Annotated in this window: 17 protein-coding genes and 3 pseudogenes; 12 read left to right on the top strand and 8 right to left on the bottom strand. The window is 60.0% G+C overall.

Annotation, left to right across the window (positions count from 1 at the left end):
• Positions 1 to 16: 16 nt before the first annotated feature.
• From AC0L28_RS31025 to AC0L28_RS31015, 3 genes are all read left to right on the top strand, one after another.
• Positions 17 to 1,024 carry a DUF1403 family protein gene (locus AC0L28_RS31025; RefSeq protein ID WP_473482133.1) on the top strand — a complete coding sequence of 336 codons (1,008 nt, stop codon included), beginning with the start codon at positions 17 to 19 and terminating at the stop codon, positions 1,022 to 1,024.
• Between the two features lie 3 nt (positions 1,025 to 1,027).
• The gene (scpB, locus tag AC0L28_RS31020) at positions 1,028 to 1,738 is read left to right on the top strand and encodes an SMC-Scp complex subunit ScpB (protein ID WP_473482131.1); all 711 of its coding nucleotides are present in this window, start codon (positions 1,028 to 1,030) and stop codon (positions 1,736 to 1,738) included.
• A 335-nt stretch (positions 1,739 to 2,073) separates the two neighbouring features.
• On the top strand, positions 2,074 to 2,838 hold the full coding sequence (locus AC0L28_RS31015; RefSeq protein WP_473482129.1) for a DUF5131 family protein: 765 nt from the start codon (positions 2,074 to 2,076) through the stop codon (positions 2,836 to 2,838).
• Here the strand turns inward: AC0L28_RS31015 and tcmP are convergent.
• Positions 2,783 to 3,727, bottom strand: a complete 945-nt coding sequence (gene tcmP, locus AC0L28_RS31010) for a three-Cys-motif partner protein TcmP (RefSeq protein ID WP_473482127.1) — start codon at positions 3,725 to 3,727, stop codon at positions 2,783 to 2,785. The two genes, AC0L28_RS31015 and tcmP, sit on opposite strands and share 56 nt — an antisense overlap.
• 161 nt (positions 3,728 to 3,888) lie before the next feature.
• Between tcmP and AC0L28_RS31005 the strand changes: the two are divergent.
• The 5 genes and pseudogenes from AC0L28_RS31005 to AC0L28_RS30985 all read left to right on the top strand — a co-directional run.
• Positions 3,889 to 4,086 (top strand): annotated as a pseudogene (locus AC0L28_RS31005) (DUF2285 domain-containing protein); the annotation flags it as partial.
• Between the two features lie 533 nt (positions 4,087 to 4,619).
• Complete coding sequence (locus AC0L28_RS31000) at positions 4,620 to 5,192, top strand: hypothetical protein (protein WP_473482125.1); 573 nt, start codon at positions 4,620 to 4,622, stop codon at positions 5,190 to 5,192.
• A gap of 287 nt (positions 5,193 to 5,479) precedes the next feature.
• Positions 5,480 to 5,887, top strand: coding sequence for a helix-turn-helix domain-containing protein (locus AC0L28_RS30995; RefSeq protein WP_473482123.1), 408 nt, complete (start codon positions 5,480 to 5,482; stop codon positions 5,885 to 5,887).
• 51 nt (positions 5,888 to 5,938) lie between these two features.
• Positions 5,939 to 6,918 (top strand): annotated as a pseudogene (ligD, locus tag AC0L28_RS30990) (non-homologous end-joining DNA ligase).
• 236 nt (positions 6,919 to 7,154) lie between these two features.
• Entirely contained in the window at positions 7,155 to 7,616 is a 462-nt protein-coding gene (locus AC0L28_RS30985; protein ID WP_473482120.1) for a hypothetical protein, read from the top strand.
• A gap of 109 nt (positions 7,617 to 7,725) precedes the next feature.
• On the opposite strand, the gene AC0L28_RS30980 is transcribed toward AC0L28_RS30985, so the two are convergent.
• The 7 genes and pseudogenes from AC0L28_RS30980 to AC0L28_RS30950 all read right to left on the bottom strand — a co-directional run bounded on the left by AC0L28_RS30980 (position 7,726) and on the right by AC0L28_RS30950 (position 15,874).
• Complete coding sequence (locus AC0L28_RS30980; protein ID WP_473482118.1) at positions 7,726 to 9,357, bottom strand: ISL3 family transposase; 1,632 nt, start codon at positions 9,355 to 9,357, stop codon at positions 7,726 to 7,728.
• Between the two features lie 59 nt (positions 9,358 to 9,416).
• Entirely contained in the window at positions 9,417 to 9,950 is a 534-nt protein-coding gene (locus tag AC0L28_RS30975; RefSeq protein ID WP_473482116.1) for a DDE-type integrase/transposase/recombinase, read from the bottom strand.
• 645 nt (positions 9,951 to 10,595) lie between these two features.
• Positions 10,596 to 10,760: pseudogene (locus tag AC0L28_RS30970) on the bottom strand (IS630 family transposase); the annotation flags it as partial.
• A gap of 178 nt (positions 10,761 to 10,938) precedes the next feature.
• The gene (locus AC0L28_RS30965) at positions 10,939 to 12,327 is read right to left on the bottom strand and encodes an amidase (protein ID WP_473482114.1); all 1,389 of its coding nucleotides are present in this window, start codon (positions 12,325 to 12,327) and stop codon (positions 10,939 to 10,941) included.
• A gap of 423 nt (positions 12,328 to 12,750) precedes the next feature.
• Entirely contained in the window at positions 12,751 to 13,623 is an 873-nt protein-coding gene (locus AC0L28_RS30960) for an isocitrate lyase/phosphoenolpyruvate mutase family protein (protein ID WP_473482112.1), read from the bottom strand.
• Positions 13,598 to 14,782, bottom strand: coding sequence for a pyridoxal phosphate-dependent aminotransferase (locus tag AC0L28_RS30955; RefSeq protein WP_473482191.1), 1,185 nt, complete (start codon positions 14,780 to 14,782; stop codon positions 13,598 to 13,600). The genes AC0L28_RS30960 and AC0L28_RS30955 overlap by 26 nt, the downstream gene beginning before the upstream one ends.
• Before the next feature lie 180 nt (positions 14,783 to 14,962).
• Positions 14,963 to 15,874, bottom strand: coding sequence for a LysR family transcriptional regulator (locus tag AC0L28_RS30950; RefSeq protein ID WP_473482110.1), 912 nt, complete (start codon positions 15,872 to 15,874; stop codon positions 14,963 to 14,965).
• Positions 15,875 to 16,043: 169 nt separating this feature from the next.
• Here AC0L28_RS30950 and AC0L28_RS30945 point away from each other — a divergent pair, with 169 nt between their 5' ends.
• From AC0L28_RS30945 to AC0L28_RS30930, 4 genes are all read left to right on the top strand, one after another.
• Positions 16,044 to 17,219, top strand: a complete 1,176-nt coding sequence (locus tag AC0L28_RS30945; protein ID WP_473482108.1) for an ABC transporter ATP-binding protein — start codon at positions 16,044 to 16,046, stop codon at positions 17,217 to 17,219.
• Positions 17,216 to 18,172 carry a carbohydrate ABC transporter permease gene (locus AC0L28_RS30940; RefSeq protein ID WP_473482106.1) on the top strand — a complete coding sequence of 319 codons (957 nt, stop codon included), beginning with the start codon at positions 17,216 to 17,218 and terminating at the stop codon, positions 18,170 to 18,172. Before AC0L28_RS30945 ends, AC0L28_RS30940 begins: the two co-directional genes overlap by 4 nt.
• On the top strand, positions 18,169 to 19,005 hold the full coding sequence (locus AC0L28_RS30935; RefSeq protein WP_473482104.1) for a carbohydrate ABC transporter permease: 837 nt from the start codon (positions 18,169 to 18,171) through the stop codon (positions 19,003 to 19,005). The genes AC0L28_RS30940 and AC0L28_RS30935 overlap by 4 nt, the downstream gene beginning before the upstream one ends.
• A 65-nt stretch (positions 19,006 to 19,070) precedes the next feature.
• On the top strand, positions 19,071 to 20,345 hold the full coding sequence (locus tag AC0L28_RS30930) for an extracellular solute-binding protein (RefSeq protein WP_473482102.1): 1,275 nt from the start codon (positions 19,071 to 19,073) through the stop codon (positions 20,343 to 20,345).
• The last annotated feature ends 138 nt before the right edge of the window (positions 20,346 to 20,483 follow it).

The following is a 20,483-nucleotide window of genomic DNA, read 5'->3' as shown; positions in this document are numbered from 1 at the left end:
ATTCATGCTGCGGGGAATGATTCTCCGCCCCAGACCGTCTCCCTTCCTCCATGCTCAGCTGCTCGGCTCCGAGCCGGTCGCGCATGCGGCGCCGGTGCCGTCCTGGCTGCGCAAGGCGATTGAGGCCGCGCAAACCGTTGAAGATGCTGCGATTGCGGCCGGCGCCGCCCTCGGCGTGCTGGATGCCGTGGTGCGCCGGCCGGAGCGGTGGGCGGGTGCCTGGCGGCAGCGCCTAGCGCTTTCGGCGGCCGCGGCAACGGCAAAGCAGGCCGGCCGCGTCGAGGATGAAAATGCGCTGCGCGACGCCGTGCTGCTCACACGCCCGGGCGATTTTTTGTCCGTCGGCCCCGCCGGTTCGATGCTGCTTGCCTGGCGCCGGCTGGCCGGCACGCCTGCCGAGAAACTGCTGACCGAGGCGAGCATCGGCGCGGTGCTGGATGACTTCGGTCTCCGCCGCGACGACGACGCAGTCGGCGAACTGGCAGATGATCTTCGACAGCTTTCCGCGAGCATCGGAATGGTCGGCATGCTGACCGGCGCGTTCACGGCCGCCGAAAGGTATGGCTTCGCACGAGCCTTCGGATGTTGGCTCGCAGACGCCCTGCTGGCGCAACGGCTGGGTTGGGCCCACGCGGTGCCGCTGCTGGGCGCCGAGGCAGCCTTGGGGACAAGCGCCCGCCCGCGTCGATCGGCAGCCAGCTCTGTGGCGACAGGCACTGAGACAAATCCTGAGCGTGCCAAAAATCTGCTTGCCGCGCAGGCGCGCGCCGTGTTGCGCGCCATTGATCTTTCCGCCGAGCTCGAGCGCCGCGCGGACCGGTTGCTTGGCGTAGCGCCGAAACTTAGGGCCAAGGCAGCGGACCTCGTCGTCGGCAAGCTGCTGTCCGACGACGCGATCGTGGCATCGCAACAGATCGCCGGCATGAGCGATCGCGGCCTGCGCCGCCTGTTCGACCGGCTCGCCGAGTTCGGCGCGGTGCGTGAACTCACCGGCCGTCCGACCTTCCGCATCTACGGGCTGTGAGCGATGGCGGAAGCGACACGCAGACGAGGGAAGGGGCGGCCAGATGACGGTCGATCAGGCGACCGCCTGTTTGATCTGGAGCTTGATCATCTGCCGCCGGAGGCGCGCTGGCGCGAATGGATGAGCCGCGTCGAGGCCACGATCTTTGCGGCAAGCGACCCGGTGACCCGCGAGGCCCTGGCGCGCGTCGTGGGAAAAAGCTGCAATCTCGATCTCGTCATCGACGACATCCGCGAGGAACTGCGGGGTCGCCCCTATGACCTGGTCGCGGTCGCCGGCGGCTGGAAACACCTGACACGGCCTGCTTACGCGGACGCCATCCGCACCGCCGTCGGCGCCGACGAACGCGCGATCGACCTCTCTCAGTCGGAGCTGCTGGTGCTGATGTGCATTGCGTATTTCCAGCCGATCACGCGCACCGAGCTCTCCGCTTTCTTCGGCCGCGAAATCAGCCGTGACCTGATCGGCAATCTCAGAGGCTTCGGCTTCATCGCATCCGGCCCGCGCAGCCCGACGCCCGGTGCGCCCTACACCTATGTGACGACCAAGGCGTTCCTGCTGCAGTTCGGGTTCGACACGCTGCGCGATCTTCCCGACATCGAAAAGCTCGAGGACGCAGGCCTGCTCTCGAAGGAGAAGTTGCTGGCAGGCGACATCATGCCGGCCTTCTTCAACGACGAGGTAGAGGATGTCGGGACGAACAGTGATGAATAGGACGCCGCCTGGCTACGTGGTGACGGCTCGCGGGCACTGGTATCAGCAGCCTTCAGGCGAGGTCGGAGTGGGGTGGTATTCTGCCCTCCGTCTCGCCGATTGGAACGAGCAGGAAGCGCCAGATCCGGACCTCCGCAGGGTCCATTCCGGCCACATAGGTTACCCATCTCTCGGGAAGGGCATCACAATCGCTTAGGTGGCATTCTTTTCCGGTCTTCGGCTGCTTCCCACACCCGCGTCCCATACAACGGCCCGATTAGCCGCCCTTTCGCCCAGTGAAACGGAAACTTCACAACCTCAGATTAACCATGATCGGAAACTAGGAGAATCGTCCTATGGCTGAAACTTCGATTGAATGGACCGATGCGACGTGGAATCCGGTCGCGGGCTGCACGATCCTCACCGCGGGCTGCACAAATTGCTATGCGATGCGCATGGCCGCCCGACTTGAAGCCATGGGTCAGGAGAAATACCAGGGTCTGACCCGTAAGAGCGGTGGCCGCGCTAAATGGACGGGGAAGGTGACGCTCGATCCGAAGTCACTCGCCACGCCGGCGACGTGGAGCAAACCGCGTCGGGTCTTTGTCAATTCGATGTCCGACCTGTTTCATGCTGATGTTCCGGCCGACTTCATCCGCCAAGTCTGGACTGTGATGAACGAAACGCCCCGGCACACCTACCAAATTCTGACCAAGCGCCCGGAGCGCATGGCCGAAGTTCTGACTCGCGGCGACTTCCCCGTGCTTGAGAATGTCTGGCTTGGCACAAGTGTCGAAGACAATCGCGTTCTCGATCGCTTGGACGAGTTGCGCAAGGTGCCGGCGGCCATCAAGTTTGTTTCGCTCGAGCCGCTAATCGGGTCGGTGGCAGGCGCCGATCTAACCAATATTGATTGGGCGATCGTCGGCGGCGAGTCCGGGCCAGGCTCGCGCTACATGGACCCACAATGGGTCGATGAAATCGAAACCATGTGTCGTCGTTCCGGCACGGCCTTTTTCTTCAAGCAGTGGGGCGGCCGCAACAAGAAGGCGACTGGCCGCACGCTCAACGGCCGAACCTACGACGAGATGCCTGCGGCTTCGGCGCATATTTCCGGTTGACATAGCGGACAAATTTCTCGGCAAGCTCGGTCGCCTTCGGGTCAGGATTGGCCACAGCCAAGAACAACGAAAACGTGTGGCCACTGTGCGGGGTCATGATGGGAAGCGATTCCGACACGAAAGCAAAAGTTTCCCGCAGCAGTCCCTCAAACCACTGATCAATTTGCTTTTTGCTCACGGTCCTCTGAGCGGTTGCCCGCTTCGGAGGCGCATCAAAGAAGGTCGCGAATATGTCGGTTTGCCCGTAAGGATCTTCCGGCTGCATGGCGTAAAGCTCACGCCATCGCGGGCTAAGAACGCGATCAAGCATCGACTCTTTGTTGCCAATCCCAGCGATGTCATGAGCCAGTTGCCGGGTGACGGCTGCGACGTTAAACAAAAACCAAATATCGAGGCACTCAGTTTGACTGAGCGCCTTCAGCGTCGACCAATCGACCTGCATGGAAAATGGATCTAGAAAAACCACGCCACGCGAACGGCTGCGCGATTTGTTGGTCCATGGCGCCTTCCCGATGATGTCCAACAGTTCATCATTGGCATCACCGCGCAGGACTTGAATTTCGGCATTTGGCCAGTCAACTCGAACAGATTCGAGCGCCGCCGCGCGCTCCGGATCCTTTTCAATAAAAATAAAGTGCTTGAACGGAGGGTCGATTTTGAGACCGCGCCGAGCCGAACCATCTAAAGTTTCAATAACGGTTTCGATCTTGCGGCCCTCGAAAATGCCGCCAACCTGACGCTCAGCCTCGCGGTCACCAGAGCCCGCAAACGCGTCGATGTACCATAAGTCCATCTTTGCCCAAGTCAGCGCCTTTGCGTAGCACTGTAAGTAGTATTCCACCGCGTCTAGTTTGATCTCTGACCACGGCCCCCCGTATTTGTGCGCCATTTCTTGCCCCAGCCACCCGAATCTATCTGATCTAACGACCTTTCCTAGCGGACCGCAAGACGTGCGGGCCTGGGGCGGCCACCTCAGAAGATGAGATGGAAGTAGCGTCCATGAAGTGTGGGCTCTTTGCGCCGGCAACCAGCTGGCGCTAGAAGGTGGCAATGCGCCCACCTTTGCTTGACCCCAATGTCGCCGACGTGGCGCTTACTTCTTCGGTCCTGACCGGATACGACGAAGAGCGCCTGCTTACCTATATGCGCCTGCTCGACGCCGCGGCCGAAGACGCCGATTGGCGTGAAGTCGCCCGCATCGTTTTGCACATCGATCCCGAGAAGGAGCCGGAGCGGGCGTTCAGGGCTTGCCGTGGCGACGGGTTAGACGGCTTCTCGACCTTGGGCTTGCGGAGATCCACTATCCCGTCCTCGCACAGGGCAGTCAGCGTTCGCTTGGCATCACCGACGCCGGCCTTTCGTTCATGGACCGGCACGCCTGACCCATTGCTGGCATCTCCCGAACCGAACCTTCTCCCAAAGCCGACATTGCGTGCAGGCTGCGCTGCAGCCCTCAACGGTAGTTTCTACAGATATGCCGCTAGCATCGGTGTGACTGTCATCGACAAATGGCGCGGAATCTTCAGCGCTATTTAGCGCGCCGGCAGGTTGCGGAGCGACCTCCCTAAATTCGCAGAATTTCTCCGCCTCCCGGCTGTCAACCGAGTTGGGAACTCGCTGCCAGCCAGGTCGCCGAATGGCTGGGCTTGAACAAGCAAATGGCGGCGCTCTGGCGCCGCCCTTGCGAGGATAGCGGGCCGCTGTTTTCCGACAGCCGGAATGGGGTTTGGAGAACGCGATGCTCCCGTGTGATGGTATCGTGCGAAAAAGGGGAGCAAAAAATGATTCTGATCAACAGTACGTTTATGGGCAGCTTCAAGCTCGGCGACAATATCTCGTACAATCTGAAAATCCTGAAGATGATGTATAAGCAGCGGGCTGGCGCCAACGAGCAGCACCGGCTCTTTATGCAGAAGCCCATCACGATTATGAACGTCTCTATTATCGAGGCGATCCTCTACGACTTCCATTTTCGGATGAAGGAGTTCACTCGCGAAGGCGTCACGAACGTAGAGGACGACGTGCTCTTGGGTGTGCGGTCGAAAACGATCGACGAAATGGGCAAGTACATCGCGAGCGCGCGCAAGAACGATTTGTTCGGCCTGAACAGCGATTTTTACGACGACCTCGACGAGTTACGGAAACTGCGGAATCGCGTGCATATCCAGAATACAAAAAAGCACTTCGAGGAAGACGACCGGCACGCCTTCACGGAGGCGCGCCTGCTGCTGTCCGAACGTGCGCTAGAGGCAGTGATGCTCACGATGGCCGAAAAATACAAGCGACCGTACGATTACGTTGCGGAGTTCGAACTGCCCTGGGAGGCCCATTTCCCCGGCGGCGTTATCCACTAGCCAAAATCTGTCTGGAAGCTAGTCCATGGGGAAGGTCAATTTCACGCGCACTGTTAACCCGCTGCAATTCGAAGCTCTCGAGCCCAAGCGGTTCGAGGACCTTATATTTATTCGTCAGCTGCTCTATGATTTTCGGCCATGGCGTCAGCTTGAGCCCACGGGGCGCCTAGGCGGCGATGATGGATTCGATGTCCGCGGGTGGAGGTGCTCGATCGGCCGGTATCTCTACATTGGCTCATCCGCGACGCATTGGACCGAAAACGTGAAAATGCAGTAGGAAGAATCGAGTGCTCAGTCGTCCGATAATAAAGGCCCCAAACCCGATCGATATTCATGTCGGCCGCGGAATCCGCATGCGGCGCGTTTGGATTGCCATGACGCAGACAACGCTTGCCGACGCAATCGGAGTGACGTTTCAGCAGGTGCAGAAATACGAGAGGGGGACCAATAGAGTTAGTGCAAGCCGCCTCAACGAGATAGCGGCCGCGCTCGGCGTGCCGCCGTCGTACTTTTTCGAAGAGATGCCCGGCCGCCAGGACGACACGTCCGACAAGCCGAATCCGAATAAAGACCTGACGGACTTTCTGTCCAGCGAGGAGGGTCTTGCCCTGAACCGGGCATTCGCACGAATTCGCGACATGAAGGTCCGTCGGCGTTTCGCAAGCTTGGTCGAAACGCTCGCCGCTCAAGGGTAGTGCAACCTCGCTGAACCGGCATTTTTCGCGGGATTGTGCGTTAATGGCCGAATGACCAGAGCATCCTCGAAAAAGCCGCCCGACACGCCTCCGCCGGACCCGATGCCGGCCCGCGTCGATCCATGCTTGGCGATGCTCTTCGACAAGCCGCCGAAGGGGGCGGATTGGGCCTTCGAAGTGAAATGGGACGGCTACCGGCTCGCCGTCCACATTGAGCCAAACAGGACACGGGTTATCACGCGCGGGGGCTACGACTGGACCAGCCGCTTTCCGACGATTGCAGCCGAGACGCGGGAGCTCGGGCTGAGGACCGCCATCCTCGACGGTGAAGCGGTCGTGCTCGACGACAAGGGCGCTCTGACTTCGGCATGCTCCAGCGCGCACTCGGGCGCCGGCCGGCCGCGCATGAACCCGGCGAAATCATCTTCTATGCCTTCGATCTCCTCTACCTTGACGGACGCGATCTGCGGCGACTGCCGCAGCACGAGCGCCGGCGACTCCTTCAGCCGATCGTCGCCGGCCGCTGTGGCGCGATCCGGCTTTCGGAGGAGGTCGATGCGGACGGGGAAGAGTTCTTCCGCGTCGCGTGCGCGCATGGCCTCGAAGGCATCATAGCGAAGCATCGCGGGAGGCCTTATCGCTCCGGCCGGAACGATCATTGGCGGAAAATCACTTGCAATCGCCGCGACAGCTTCGTGATCGTTGGCTTCGAGCCATCAGAGGCCGTGCCTGGCGCGCTAGGGCGGCTGCTACTGGCCGCGCGCAAGGGCGACGGGCTGGTCTACGTCGGCGGCGTAGGAACCGGCTTCACGCACGAAATGTCGACCGATCTGCGCAAGCTGCTCGAAGGCGTCGTAACGAAAACGCCTGCGGTGAGCCTGAAGCGGAAGAATGCCGTCTTTACCGAACCGCTACTGATCGCTGAGATCGAATATCGCGCCTGGACCGACGACCAGAAACTCCGGCATCCCTCGTTCAAGGGCGTCAGAGAACGCGCGGATGAAGCGACGGTGTATTCTTTAGAAAAGTGAGAGGGAGTCGTCAGAGCGACCATGCCCTATGAAAGCGCCTTCTATGTGAGCACTGGGGAAGGAAGAGGCGCGCAATCCTGTGTGGTCGGGCGACAATCATCGAAACTCCTCGGCGATCGCCACTATCTCCTTTGACGGTGTCCCGTAACTCACGAGTTCACCCGGAACCATTCACCTTGCGGAACAGCAGCAATTAAGCAATGCTCGCCAGTAGAGCATACCGTGGGGCGCAGTAGATGGGCGAAGGGGCTTACCCAGGCGAAGGTGCCGACACAGCGCAGATCATTCGGCTGGCAAGTGAATATCGTGAGGCTGCGCACAGTCTCCTCGCCCGCAAACTGAATGGGCTATCCTTGGCGCCTTGCCGGCTTGTCGCTGTTCATGCCATCGAACTCTACTTAAACGTTTTCCTTCGGGAAGCCGGCGTTCATGCTGCCGAAATACGTGGCTTCCAGCATGACCTTTCCAAGCGGGTGGAACGTGCGAAGAAGTCCGGTCTGGTTCTGCGCAAGCGCACGCAGCAGCATCTCGAGCAGATGACATCCGCACGGGAGTATGTAGTCACCCGGTACGGTCCAGAGATGACGAACACGTTGTCCCAAGTGAATCGTCTGATGGCGACTTTGGATGAACTGGACAAGAGGATTTCGTCCCTTGTTAGGCCGAAACGCGGCGATGGCTCGACCTCGAAGATTTAGCCGCGTTCGCTGGTGCCCTATGCCTGGATTGTTGTCGGTGCCTTGGTGCGGGCGCCGGGATTGGAAATTACTTATGGTGGTGTCGCTTTGCAGTTAATTAGGTTCTTCCTCACTTTGTGTGGAGCGGCGGCAGCATTCGTGCTCTCAGGAGTTCAGGACCGGCCCGACCGTACATTGCGCGCTTGAGGGTCTTGAGGCGGTTGATCTGGCCTTCGGCCTGTCCGTTGCTCCAGGGCAGCTCGATGGCGTTGTTGACGGCATCGATGTCCCTACGCAGGACGCGAGCGAACCGCATGATCGGGATGAGTTCGGAGTCGATCGCATCGTCGATCCACGCATCCAGTGGTGCTGATCTCTTGCCACGAAGGACGCCATTGAAGCGCATCGCCAAGCGTCGCATCTCGGCGAAAGCCTCAGATCCCTGCTTCAGGGCATCGACCTTCCTTGCCTGCCTCTTCGTAAGCAGGCCTCGCGGCTTGATGCACAGCGCTGCAGCAATCACCGGCGAGATCGCATGACCGGTGTCCGGATCTCGAACCGGCTCCGACTTCAAAGCCGTGGGCGGCACAACATCGGTCTGCTCCGTTTCGGCTCGCCGCCAGGCTCCGAGAAGCCGCTCCAGATTGGCGAAGCTGCCGGTGTAGCCGCGCCGCTTGACGTCATGAAACAGATGGCGCCCGCGCCGGTTTCCCTCCTTCCAGCATTGGGCAAGGAAGGCTTCGAAATACCAAGGCGATGTTGGATTCAGTGCTGCTCGCCGCCTGTCTGGCGGAGCCTTGAACTTGAGCCACTTCGTTACACTGCGACGTTCATAGCCGGTCCGTCGGGCGATCTCGCTATAGGACAGTCCCTCGTCGCGTAAGGCGTGGAGCACGGCGAATATCTCCTGGCGAGATTGCCTATGCGCGAGGCGCGCGCGCCGGCGATGTGTGGCAGCGTCAACGATTGCGTCCTCCGACAGGATCGCCCTGCCGGTGGCACGTCCGGAAAGGCTCATCTGTTCTTCGATTGCCGAGCGAAGGTTTTGGATCAGATGAAACCGATCGGCGACCTGCCGGGCCTGCGGTGCGCCTTCACGGACGGCCTGCGCATACAGGCCGCAGCGGTCCCGACTGACGATCTCGACGGAAGGGTGGTCACGCAGCCACGTGGCTGCACTCCCGACGCTCCGATCATCCAGAATGTCGACAACCGAGCGGCGCTCGAGATCAATCATGATGGTCCCATAGCTTGTCGCGCGCCGCCAACTCCAGTCATCGATGCCCACCACTCGAACCTCGGTGTCACTGCGGTGAGCCACTGCGGCATCCCGCTTCAGTTGCCGCAGGATGGTGTCGTCGCTGATCTGCATGCCGAGCCGGTGCATCAAGCGCTCGCCAGGACGGCCGCCCGTGCTGTGGCCGAGCAAGCCGACAATCTCAACGACCCTTGTCGTCCGGCGCGCATAAGGAGCAGCGACCGTCGGCAGACGGTCGGTGAACGTTTGTCGCTCACATTCTTGATGCGGGCATTGCCAGCGGCTCAGCAGGAGCTTCACTATCACGGGCTTGCCTTGGACCGGCAGATCCTGGAGGCGGCGGCGGGACCAGCCATGCCGACTTCGGCTTCGCCGTCCACAATCGGGGCAAATGCCGATTGCGGCTCCGGCAGCGGAAACAACCCAACCTTCATCATCGTCAATGGGCGCGACACCCAGAATTTTCACCCCTGGGCCGAGCGACCATTTCGATTTCGTTCGCATGCCCGCCCATAGCGACCCCGTCGCTAACGGCAGATGAACCACACAAAGTGAGGAAGAACCTAATTAAGTGCCAAGTGACACATCCATGCCGACAAACCGGCCATAGCCCACCAGGCGGCGCACTTGGCGCCGTTCTTCTGCTCCACAGGCGCTTGGTCGTTCTTTCGATAAGCGCGAGAGCGTGTCATCTCCAGATCCTCGCTGCGGCACCAGGAAACGACCAACGCGTTCATGAAAGCGCTGTCGTTGTCAAAGTCGACACCCAGCAGTGGAAAGGGAAACCGCGAGCGGGCCTGCTTGATCGCCATGATCACATTGCCGCTGTCGCGCGTGCGGACCGGAATGCATTCAGTCCAGCCGGTGGCAATGTCGGTCAGCACCATCGTCTGCACGAAGCTCCCCGACGAAGACGTGCCCGAATGCGCCACAAAATCGACCTCAACAAAGCCGGGCGGCGGATCATTCCAATCGCCGAAGGTGCGAACTGGCACCGAGCGGCGAACTGCCGAACTCATTCCTGCCCGGCGGCGCTGGCCGCCGCGAGCGACGATGCGGACCTCGGTTAAAAGCCGATCTATCGTCGCCGGGCTCACTGTTAGCAGTTGCCGCGGAGCGCCTCATCGAGTGCTAACCGGCCATGTCGCTCAAGCGCAGGCAATAAGACAGGGATCAACGGCTTAAGACTTTTGGAACACAGCCGCTCCGAAGCCTCCCACAATACGATGAGCGCCTCGCGGACATCGCTGCCGTAACAGCGGCTGTGGCTCTTGCCCGAGACGGCCTCTGCTCACGACGGTTCATAACACGGATCGCGTGCTTGCGATGATAGCCGGTTACCGCCACGAACTCATCCAGAATGCGCCGCTTGTCATCTCGACACGCCGCTCGATAACGCTCCACGATCACCGCTGTCAGTTCCGACGTGTCGCCATGCTGAGCCCCGCCATCCGTCCCCCGAACCGGAATGGCACGACCTGTCCATCCCTTTCGGAACGGGGACACTATCGGTAACATTTTGCTTGAGGCAATACGCCCCCGGGTCAAATCTTCAGTTCGCTTGCATTTATCAGCGACCGCGGCCGGCCGCTTTGCTACCCATGCGTCCAGCACGTTCCTGACGCTTCAGGCCGATTTCTGGCCGACTTCAGGCCGGCGCCCTCGGTTACATGAGCTTCGGCATAATTCCGGGTGGCGGATTATTCCGAGTAGCGGCCGGGCGGCGGCGCTCCAGGATGTCGGGGGCGATCCTGCTCCATGCATGTGCGGACTTTTTTGAATGTCCAGCCGCGGCCGCGCAGCCAGGCACTCAACGCGCTGCGGCTGATCCGCACCGAATGCTCGGCCAAGAACCGCTCCACCATGTCGTTCAGCGTGATGTCCTTGCGCTCCTCGATCATCCCCACTCAGTGAAAAACAAAAACAAGAAGTGCGCGAGAATCTGTCAACGGGGGATGAGCGCTTCGGCCATCGCGAGAAGTTCGCAACCAGCCGCCAGACCATCATGCGCGTCAGGGGCGAAGGTTTACGATCCGTTCGGCCTTAGCACTTCGAGAGAGCAATTCTTGCCATCTTGCTTCCAAGTCAGCGCCGTCTCCCGTCCGGATAAGGGTGCTTTGAGGTGAAGCCCAGCATTTGCTCCATGCCGGCTGCGATGCTCAAAAGTTTCCGCTCGTCGTGTTTGCGACCGATAAGCTGAACGCCGATGGGGAGACCATCTGATAATCCGGTCGGTATAGCCACGGCCGGATGTCCCGTGACGTTGGCGGGTATGCGCACTGACGCCGCGGCCAATCGCTGCAAGGCGTTCGGATCGTCTATCCGGCAAGGTGGAAGTGTACTTACGGCCGTTAGCAGGGCGTCATGCTGTTCAAGCGCATCTTCAACCTCTTGCGTCAAACGGCGGCGCATGTTTTGAGCACGTAGGTACTCTTCCGATGAAATGAACGCGCCGCTCATCAGAAACCTTGCCGCATTCACTCCGTAAAGGTCGGGCTTCTCCGAGAGCCAACCCTTATGAATCGCGAACGCTTCAGCGATCATGGTCACCCTACCCGCAGTGTCAAAACTGCGTAACGGCGACAGCTTGACATCATTGACAGCCCAACCAACTGAGTTGGCAGCGCCAACGCATTTTTCTATCGCATGAGAAACCGATATGTCGCACGTAAGGTCCGTTTCGTGGAAATGGCGCACTATACCAAGGTTGAACTTTTCCGGAATGCGGAGCTTTTCGCCTTTTGCGCTCGTGTCCGTCATGGCGGCAAACGCTTCGAATACATCGGTAACAGATCTGGCCATCGGCCCGACCGTGTCCATTGATGGCGCAAGCGGGAATACGCCACTCATGTCGAGACTTCCATGCGTGAGTTTTAGACCAACAACTCCGTTCATCATAGAAGGACTGCGAATTGAGCCGCCCGTGTCGGTTCCGATTGTGAGTGGAACGAGGCCTGCAGCAAGAGCCGCGCCGGAGCCGCTCGATGAGGAGCCAGCCATATAATTCAGATTCCACGGATTTCTTGTGGGTGGCCAGGGGAGATCGAACGTCGGACTACCGCCTATCGCAAATTCGTACAAGGCGAGTTTGCCGAGACAAACGCCGCCGGAGGCGTCCAGCCTATCGATCACGGGCGCGTTGGTAGAAGCTGGCTCCGCGGGAATAATCCGCGACTGCGCCGTGGTCGGGTATCCTTTCACATCGATGATATCCTTGACGGCATACGGAACGCCAAACAGTCGACCGATTGACGAATGCCCGTCAGAACGCTTTCGCATATCTCGCAAATGCCGTGCTCGTTCTCGAGCACGGTCGGCATCACAGGCTAGGAACGAATGGATGGACTGGTCTAGCTCCTCGATCCGAGCAAGAAGATGATCCACGTAGTTCAGGGGGCATAAGTCGCCATTTGCGACTGCATCTCGAACAGCAGTCATCGGCATGAATGCCAACTCGTCTTGGCGTGCGCTCATGACTTTCCCCTCATTAGTTCGTGGATGGTGGAGGGCCGCGTGTCCAGCCGCTCCGCAAGCATGCGACCGAACTGGTAAGCCTCCCGCCAACGGTCGGGGCTTCTCTCCCACGCGCCATACAAACCGAGACCAGCGAGGAAAACCGCGATCTCGGCGTCGTCGTTCACCGGGTTCGTTTCTGACCGAGGTTTATCCATTTTTTCGTCCCTGGATCGCAGTACATGTCATCTTGCTTAGGTCTTAATGAGCGTCAGCCATGCCAAAACCGTGGGGTATTCCCAGCGCGGTTGATAAAGTGACCGAGAGCGGAGCTCCACCGTACCGTTATGTTTTTGGGCCATAAGAAAAGCATTCAGTCCGCAGGGCATGGCTGCGAAGGCGACAGCTATCCTATTGGCAGCGGGCGTCAGCCGCATGGCAACCCTATCTCAGGAACCGCTTTTCGGCGGCTTTAACCTCGTCCATCTTCTGCAGACGGAAGACCTCCTCGACCGGAACGATGTCCCTGTGGACGTTCTGCACGCCGCCATCGGCGACGATGCGGCGGAAGGTGTCCTGCATGGCGGTCGTGGCGGCGCGGATGCCGTAGTTGCCGTAGATCACCATCCGGATGTTGCCAATCGCCTGGATACGCGTTGCATCAAGCTCTGGATAGGCATTCGGCACGATCGTGAGCGGCACGTCGCCGTCCCAGGCCCGCACGAAGCTCTCGATCTCGGAGGGATCCTTTTTCTTGGAATGGATCAGGATCATGTCGGCCCCGGCTTGCATGTAAGCCTTCGCGCGCGCAAGCGCTTCCTCCTGACCGAGACCGGCGATTAGCGCCTCGGTGCGGGCGATGACGAGGAAGTCAGGATCGGCGCGCGTGCTGATGGCCGCCTCGATTTTGCCCTGGAATTCCTCGACCCGAATCAGTTCTTGCCGGCCCCCGGCGGCGAGGCTGGTGACCTTCGGGAAGGTCTTGTCCTCTATGACGACGGCCGAGGCGCCGGCGCGCTCGTATTCGGAAATGGCATGGATCACATTGATCGCATTGCCGTAGCCGGTGTCCATATCGGCGACGATCGGCAGCGACGACCGGGAGGCGATCGCCCGAAGCATCTCAAGATGCTGGGTCATCGAGATCAGGCTCATGTCCGGCAGGCCGTAAAGAGCGGAGAGCTCAAAGCCCGAGGCCCAGAGCCCGTCGAAGCCCGCTTCCTCGGCCAGCATAGCCGAAAGCGGGCTATGGGTGGCCATGATGTGGACGAGGCCGCGTTCCTCCATACGATCACGCAATTGCTTGGCGTTTCTCATGAGTCTTCTCGCTTTCGGAAAGTGCAGCACAGGCTGCGAGGATGCGGGCGCAGGCGCGCTTCAGCTCGTCTTCTGACGCGGCATAGGAAATGCGGATGTAGGGTGAGGCCATGAAACCGCTGCCGGGCACGACTGCGACGCCGAACTGCTCCAAGAGGTACATGGCGAAATCCATGTCGCTCTCGATCGCCTTGCCCTTGCCGGTCACCTTGCCGATGACGCCGACGCAGGAGACAAAGACATAGAAGGCCCCGTCCGGCACGCGACACTTCAGGCCCTCGGCTCGATTGATCTGCTCGACCACGAGATCGCGACGCTTACGGAAGGCTGTCACGAAGTCAACGATGTAGTCCTGGTCGCCTGCGATAGCCTCGACGGCTGCATACTGCGAGATCGAGCTGGTATGCGAGGAGGTCTGGCTCTCGATCGTGTTCATTGCCTTGATGAGGTCTTTCGGACCGGCACCGTAGCCGAGGCGCCATCCGGTCATGGCGCTGGACTTGGAAACCCCGTTGATCGTCAGCACGCGGTCGATCAGGTCCGGCGCAGCCTCGGCCATCGTCGCGAAGGGCACGTCATACACTAGCTTCTCATAAATATCGTCGGAAAGGACGTGGACATGAGCATGCCGGCGCAGGACTTCTGCCAGGACGGCGAGTTCGGTCTTGGAATAGACCGCGCCGGTCGGATTGTTCGGCGAATTCAGCATCAGCCATTTGGTGCGCGGCGTGATCGCCGCTTCCAGGTCCTGCGGCTTCAGCTTGAAACCCAACCGCGCGGGGCAGGGGACCAGCGTCGGTTCGCCGCCGGCGAGCCGCACCATGTCCGGATAAGAGACCCAACAGGGCGTGGGGATGATGACCTCGTCCCCGGCATCGAGGCTGGCGAAGAGTGCATTAAAGACCACCTGCTTGGCGCCACAGCCGACAGTAATCTGATCGATCTCGTAATCCAGCCCGTTGTCCCGTGAGAGTTTCTCCCGGATCGCCTCGCGCAGCGGCTTGACTCCGGCGACCGGCGTATAGCGCGTCTTGCCATTGAGGATGGCGGCGATGCCGGCCTGCTGGACGGGTTCTGGCGTGTCGAAGTCTGGCTCACCTTGGCTCAGCGTGACGATATCGACACCTTGTTCGCGTAAGGCCGTCGCCTTGGCGGTCATGGCTTTTGTCTGGGAGGGGCGGACAGCCAGCAGTCGTTTGGCGAGCAAGGGCAATGGACTTTCCTCAAGCAGGGGAGTTTATGCCCAGAGCTAAATGAAGCGCCATTTACTCGCCAGTTTTGGCATCGCGGAAAGCGGCTAAAATGATCGCGGTTTTCGATACATCATTGCGGCCAGCACTTATTTCCCGGTGCTCTCCTCCTCGGTTTTTTTCCGGCAGAGCCTTGTGAGCCAACGGCAGAAGGCGCGGGCGAGATCCGGATTGCCGCTGCGATCAACCGCATAGGCCCGGTATTGCATGCCGCTCGGTGCGCGCGAGTCCGCAAGCACCTCAAGAAGCCTCTGTTTGATCAGGTCCGCGACGACGATATACGGCGTTACCAGCAAGGTCTGACCGGTCGTCACCGCCGGGAGGGCCAGGTAGTGGTGGTCATAGCGTGCCCCGGAGATGATGTCCGACGTCTTCAGATCCATACCGCGGAGCCAGGTCGGCAGGATGTCCGGCCGCGCGGTCACTGCAATCACGGGGGTGGTGCGCAGCGCTTCGAGGCCGCGGCCGGCGACACAGTCGGGCGCCCCGACGCAGACGAGTTGTTCGTCGTAAAAATCCCAGCGATCTCCCGGTTCCGTCAGCGTCAGGTCTCGCGTCAGAAGCACGTCGAAGCTGTCGGTTGAGGCGGGGGCCGACAGGGTGCTGATGACGTCTACCGTGACGCCGCCCATTTCCTTCGAGAAGTCGTTCAAATTGGGAATCAGCAGCGTATAGGCGAACGTTGAGAGGGACGTCCTCACGACGAGCCGGTTGGCATTTTTCCCGTGACCGCGACGCATCCGCTTCGCCGTAAAAAATATCGTGTCGAGCGGCTCGGCCACAGCATCGGCAAAGAGCCGCCCGAAATCCGTCAGCTGGCTCTGACGGCCGCGCCGTTCGAGCAGCTTGGCGCCGAAATACTCCTCCAGCACCGCAAGGTGACGGCTCACCGAGCTCTGGGTGATGCCAAGGGTCTTCGATGCCCGCGTAACGTTGTTGTCGCGTGCCACCTGCACGAAGGCGCGCACCGCATTGAGCGACAGATCCTTTTCGTCGTCCAAAAATCTCACCCCCTGTTCGCGCTCATCTATCCCGATTTGAGGAGTCAATTATCGCAATATTCGATACATGTCACGCGCCTGTAACAAAACCCTTTGATCTTCTGTCGCGATAACAGTTTCAGTAAGGTGGTGGTTTTCCGCTGCGCTCGGCTGAAAGAGGTAAAGCACCATGGCGGCCATCACTATCGAAAAAATCGAAAAGACTTTCGGCGTTACAACCGTGCTCCGCGACATCTCCCTTGAGATCGCGGCTGGCGAGTTCCTGACGTTGCTCGGGCCTTCCGGCTGCGGGAAGTCGACGCTGCTGCGAATCCTCGCTGGGCTCGAGGTGCAGACCGCCGGCTCAGTTGCGATCGGCGAGCGGGTGGTCGATAGCGTGCGTCCGAAGTGGCGCGACGTGGCCATGGTGTTCCAGTCCTATGCCCTTTACCCGCATATGACGGTCCAGGAAAACATGAGCGTGCCGCTCCGGATGCGTAGATTGTCCGGCTGGCAGCGGCTGCCGCTGATCGGAGGTTTCCTGCCGGGAACGAAGGCGATTGCCGCCGAGATCGAGATCGAGGTGATGCGGACAGCCAAGGCGCTCGGCATCGGCCACCTTCTGGCGCGCAAGCCCGGTCAACTGTCCGGCGGCCAACGTCAGCGCGCGGCCGTCGGCCGGGCCATGGTGCGCCAGCCGGCGGTCTTCCTGATGGACGAGCCGCTCTCCAATCTCGATGCCAAGCTGCGCGTTCAGATGCGCGCCGAGATCAAGGAACTGCACAAACGGCTCGGCGTCACCTTCGTCTATGTGACGCATGACCAGTCCGAAGCCATGACCATGTCCGACCGGGTGGCCGTGATGCTTGATGGCGAGCTTCTGCAGGTAGCGCCGCCGCAAGAGATCTATGCCAATCCCGACGACCGCCGCGTGGCCGAGTTCATCGGGTCCCCAAAGATCAATATTCTGGAAGCAAAGTTGCACGAGGACGGTCTCGCCAGCACCGCTGGCTCGGCTTTTGCGGTTCCGGCAGATGTTTACCGGGGTAGCAGCCTTTCGATCGGTATCCGCCCGGAGGCTTTCCATCTCGTCGACAGCCATGGTGTGAACGTCTTGACGGGCGCGGTGCGTCTGGTCGAGCACATGGGGTCCGATCTGTTCGTCCACCTGGACGTGCCTGGGGGTGATCATCCCGTCATCGCCCGACTGCTTGCCGAACGTGCGCCGCAGATCAGTTCCGGCCAGACGCTGCATCTCGGCGTCAAATCCGAGCGTCTGCTGCTGTTTGCGGCAGACGGACAGCGCCTGCGGCCGAAGGGCCTTCTGGGTGCGACGGTCGTGCAGATGAAGGAGCGGCTCCAATGAGCATGAGCGCTCCCCTATTTGCCAAACAGGTCAAATCCTCGCAAGTGCCGCGGGCTTCAGCGGACGCATTGCGCCGGCATCGCCTTGCGGAGACCGTCGCTACCTGGTCGCTCGCAGGTCCCGCACTTCTACTGCTTGTCGTCCTGTTCTTCCTGCCGGTCTTCGCCGTCTTCCTCATCGCGCTCACCGACTGGCAGTTCGGCGCAAGTTCGTTCACCTTCGTTGGCCTCGCCAATTTCCGCGAAGTCTTCGCCGACGAGGGGTTCCGCGCCTCCTTCGTCAACACCATCCTTTATGTCGTGATCGTCGTGCCCGGTACCATCGTTCTGGGTCTCGCCATCGCCCTGCTCATCGAAAGCGGCAAGTCGTTCCGCGCCTTCTACCGCGCCATCCACTTCCTGCCCTTCATGGCAACGCTGACGGCCATGGCGATCGCGTGGGAGGCGCTGCTGCATCCGACCATCGGACTCGTCAACCAAACGCTTGTCAGTCTCGGCCTGCCGACGGCCAATTGGCTGCGCGACGAGAACACGGTCCTGCCGGTGCTCGCCATTATCGGCATCTGGCAGAACCTCGGCTATGCGATGGTGCTGTTTCTCGCCGGGCTGAAGTCCATTCCGCAGGACCTCTATGACGCCGCCGACATCGATGGCGCGGACGCCTTTCTCGACCGTCTGCGCACCGTAACGCTGCCGATGCTCGGGCCTGTCACCATGTTCATCTTCATTGTCGTGGCGCTGAAAGCCTTCGAGACCTTCGACACAGTGCAGGTCCTAACCCAGGGCGGGCCCGGCCATGCCTCGGAGATGTTGCTCTACACGCTCTACCGCGAGAGCTTCCAGTATCTGCGGACCGGCTACGGCGCCTCGGTCGCGGTTGTCTTTCTCTTCATTGTTGTAGCCCTCACGCTGATCCAGGCGCGTGTGATGGATAAAAAGGTTCACTACCAATGAGCGCGCAACGCCTTGCACCGCCATCGGCCATCGTTCGCCATGCGGTCCTTTTAATTACTGGCGCGCTGATCCTCATTCCATTCGTCTGGATGGTGTCGCTGTCGATCAAGCCGCCGGGAGAAATCTTCCGCGCCTCCTTCTCCTTCTGGCCGCAGCAGTTCTATGGCGTCGAGAACTACACCAAGGCGCTGACGAGTTCGCCGCTGCCGCGCTACATGCTGAACGGCCTCATAGTCTGCGCCGCAATCCTGGCGCTCCAGATCGCCATTTGTGCGCCGGCGGCCTACGCACTCGCTAAGCTGGACTTCCCCGGCCGCAACCTGCTCTTCGCGCTGGTGCTGATCGCCCTTCTTCTGCCGCACGAGGTGCTGGCGCTGCCGCTCTTCATCCTCGGTGCCAAGCTCGGGATTCTGAACAGCTATGCAGCGCTGGTTTTCCCTTACGTGGTCTCGCCCTTCGGCATCTTCCTATTCCGCCAGTTCTTCAAGACGATCCCCGACGACGTCGTCTATGCCGCCAGGCTCGATGGCTTCTCTGAGCTTGGGATCGTCTGGCGCATCATGGTGCCGATGGCGCTGCCCGCCATCATCGCCTTTGGCATCTTCTCCGTCGTCAGCCACTGGAACAGCCTGTTTTGGCCGCTGATCGCTGTGCGTGATCAGAACCTGATGCCGCCGCCGCTCGGCATCATGGTCTTCAAAAACGAGGAGGCCGGGAATGACTACGGTCCCCTTATGGCGGCATCCACCCTAGTCGTCCTCCCACTCATCATCGCCTTCCTCTCTGCTCAAAAGTGGTTCGTTGAAGGGCTGACCGGGGGAGCTGTCAAGTGAGGTTATGGCGATCCCTCAATTGACGCGGATCGAAGGCTACAAATAGATGAACCGAGGAGTTGGTTATGGAAATTAACAGAAGAGAATTGCTTTCAGGTCTCACTGCATTGACAATCTTGGGAGCTGCGGGACGATCGAGCTATGCAGCGGGCAACGGTATGCAGTTCGGTACCGTATCGTCTGCGTCACTCAAAGGAATCAACGGCACTGCAGAGCAGGAATTCGAAGCTCGCTTCCCCAGCATCGACGTCCGGCAAGTTCCGCTGGGCGACAATTGGGAACCCGCCATCCAAACGTTGCTGCGCCAGGCAATCGTTGGTGACAAGCCAGATTTCGTTCAGCAGGCATTGAACTATACCAAGCTCCTTACCAGCCGAAAATTGGCGCAACCGCTCGACCAATTCATCAAAGCAGACGGCGGATGGGAAGCGCTGGGTCTGCCAGCAGCAATGAAGGACACCGTCTCAGTGGAAGGGAAGGTTTACGCCGTCCCCTATGCAACGACGATTCCGGTGTTGTACATCAACCGTGATCTGGTCAAGGCTGCAGGATTTAATCCAGACAGCTTCCCAAATACCTGGCCGGAAATATTCGAAATTTCCAAAAAGATCCAGGGCTCGAAAAAGGACATCATAGGAATCAATCTTGAATATGATTCCTCCTCGGCCTGGATGTTTCAGACTTTCCTGATGGGTTATGGCGGGCGAATGATGAGCCCCGACGACTCAGCGATAATGTTCAACAGCGACGCGGGCGAAAAAGCTCTCGAGCTTATCGCCGAGTTTGGTCGCTCCGGTTCCGTCGATATGTCGTCTGCACAGGCAAGGCAGGCATTCAGTGCCGGCACTCTTGGCATCAACGTCCGCACCGCCTCCGGTATTCCCAAGGTCGTGAAGGAGAGCGCTGGAAACTTCGACTTCGACATCAAGCCGCTTCCGGTCCTGTCCAAGGAGGGACTAATCCCCGGAGCCGGTAACGGTCTGATGATGCTGACCGACGAACCCGAGAAGCAGAAAGAAGTATGGGAATTCTTCAAGTTTATGTTGAGCGGCGCTGGCCAGAAGATTCTGGTCGAGAACTCCGGATATATGCCCGTCAATCAGAACGTGGTGAAAGCCGGCGGCGCGCTCGGTGACTTCTTTGATGCCCACGCGCTGCAGAAAGCTTCGCTCCAGCAGCTCGATCGTGCCGTCGATTGGTACGCATTCCCAGGCGATAACTCGGTGAAGATTTTCGACGTAATGATCGAAGCTCAACGCAAGCTCATTGCCGGTCAGACCATTCCAGAAGAGGCCATGGCCACTATGGTCAACGCGACAACGAAGCTGCTTGGCCTGTAGCTTGTTCCGGCGGGAGGCGCGATTGCCTCCCGCCCCCCCCAGGGCCTGCCAAATAGCACCCAGGTTGGCGGGATTTAAAATTGAGTGCACCCCCAATTTTGGGGAAGCCGGCGGCGAAGACCACAACCCCGCCCCAAA

This window comes from Mesorhizobium sp. WSM4847 (genome assembly GCF_055811335.1).
Note: the sequence above shows the minus strand (reverse complement) of the source record. Positions and strands in the feature narration are given on the sequence as shown.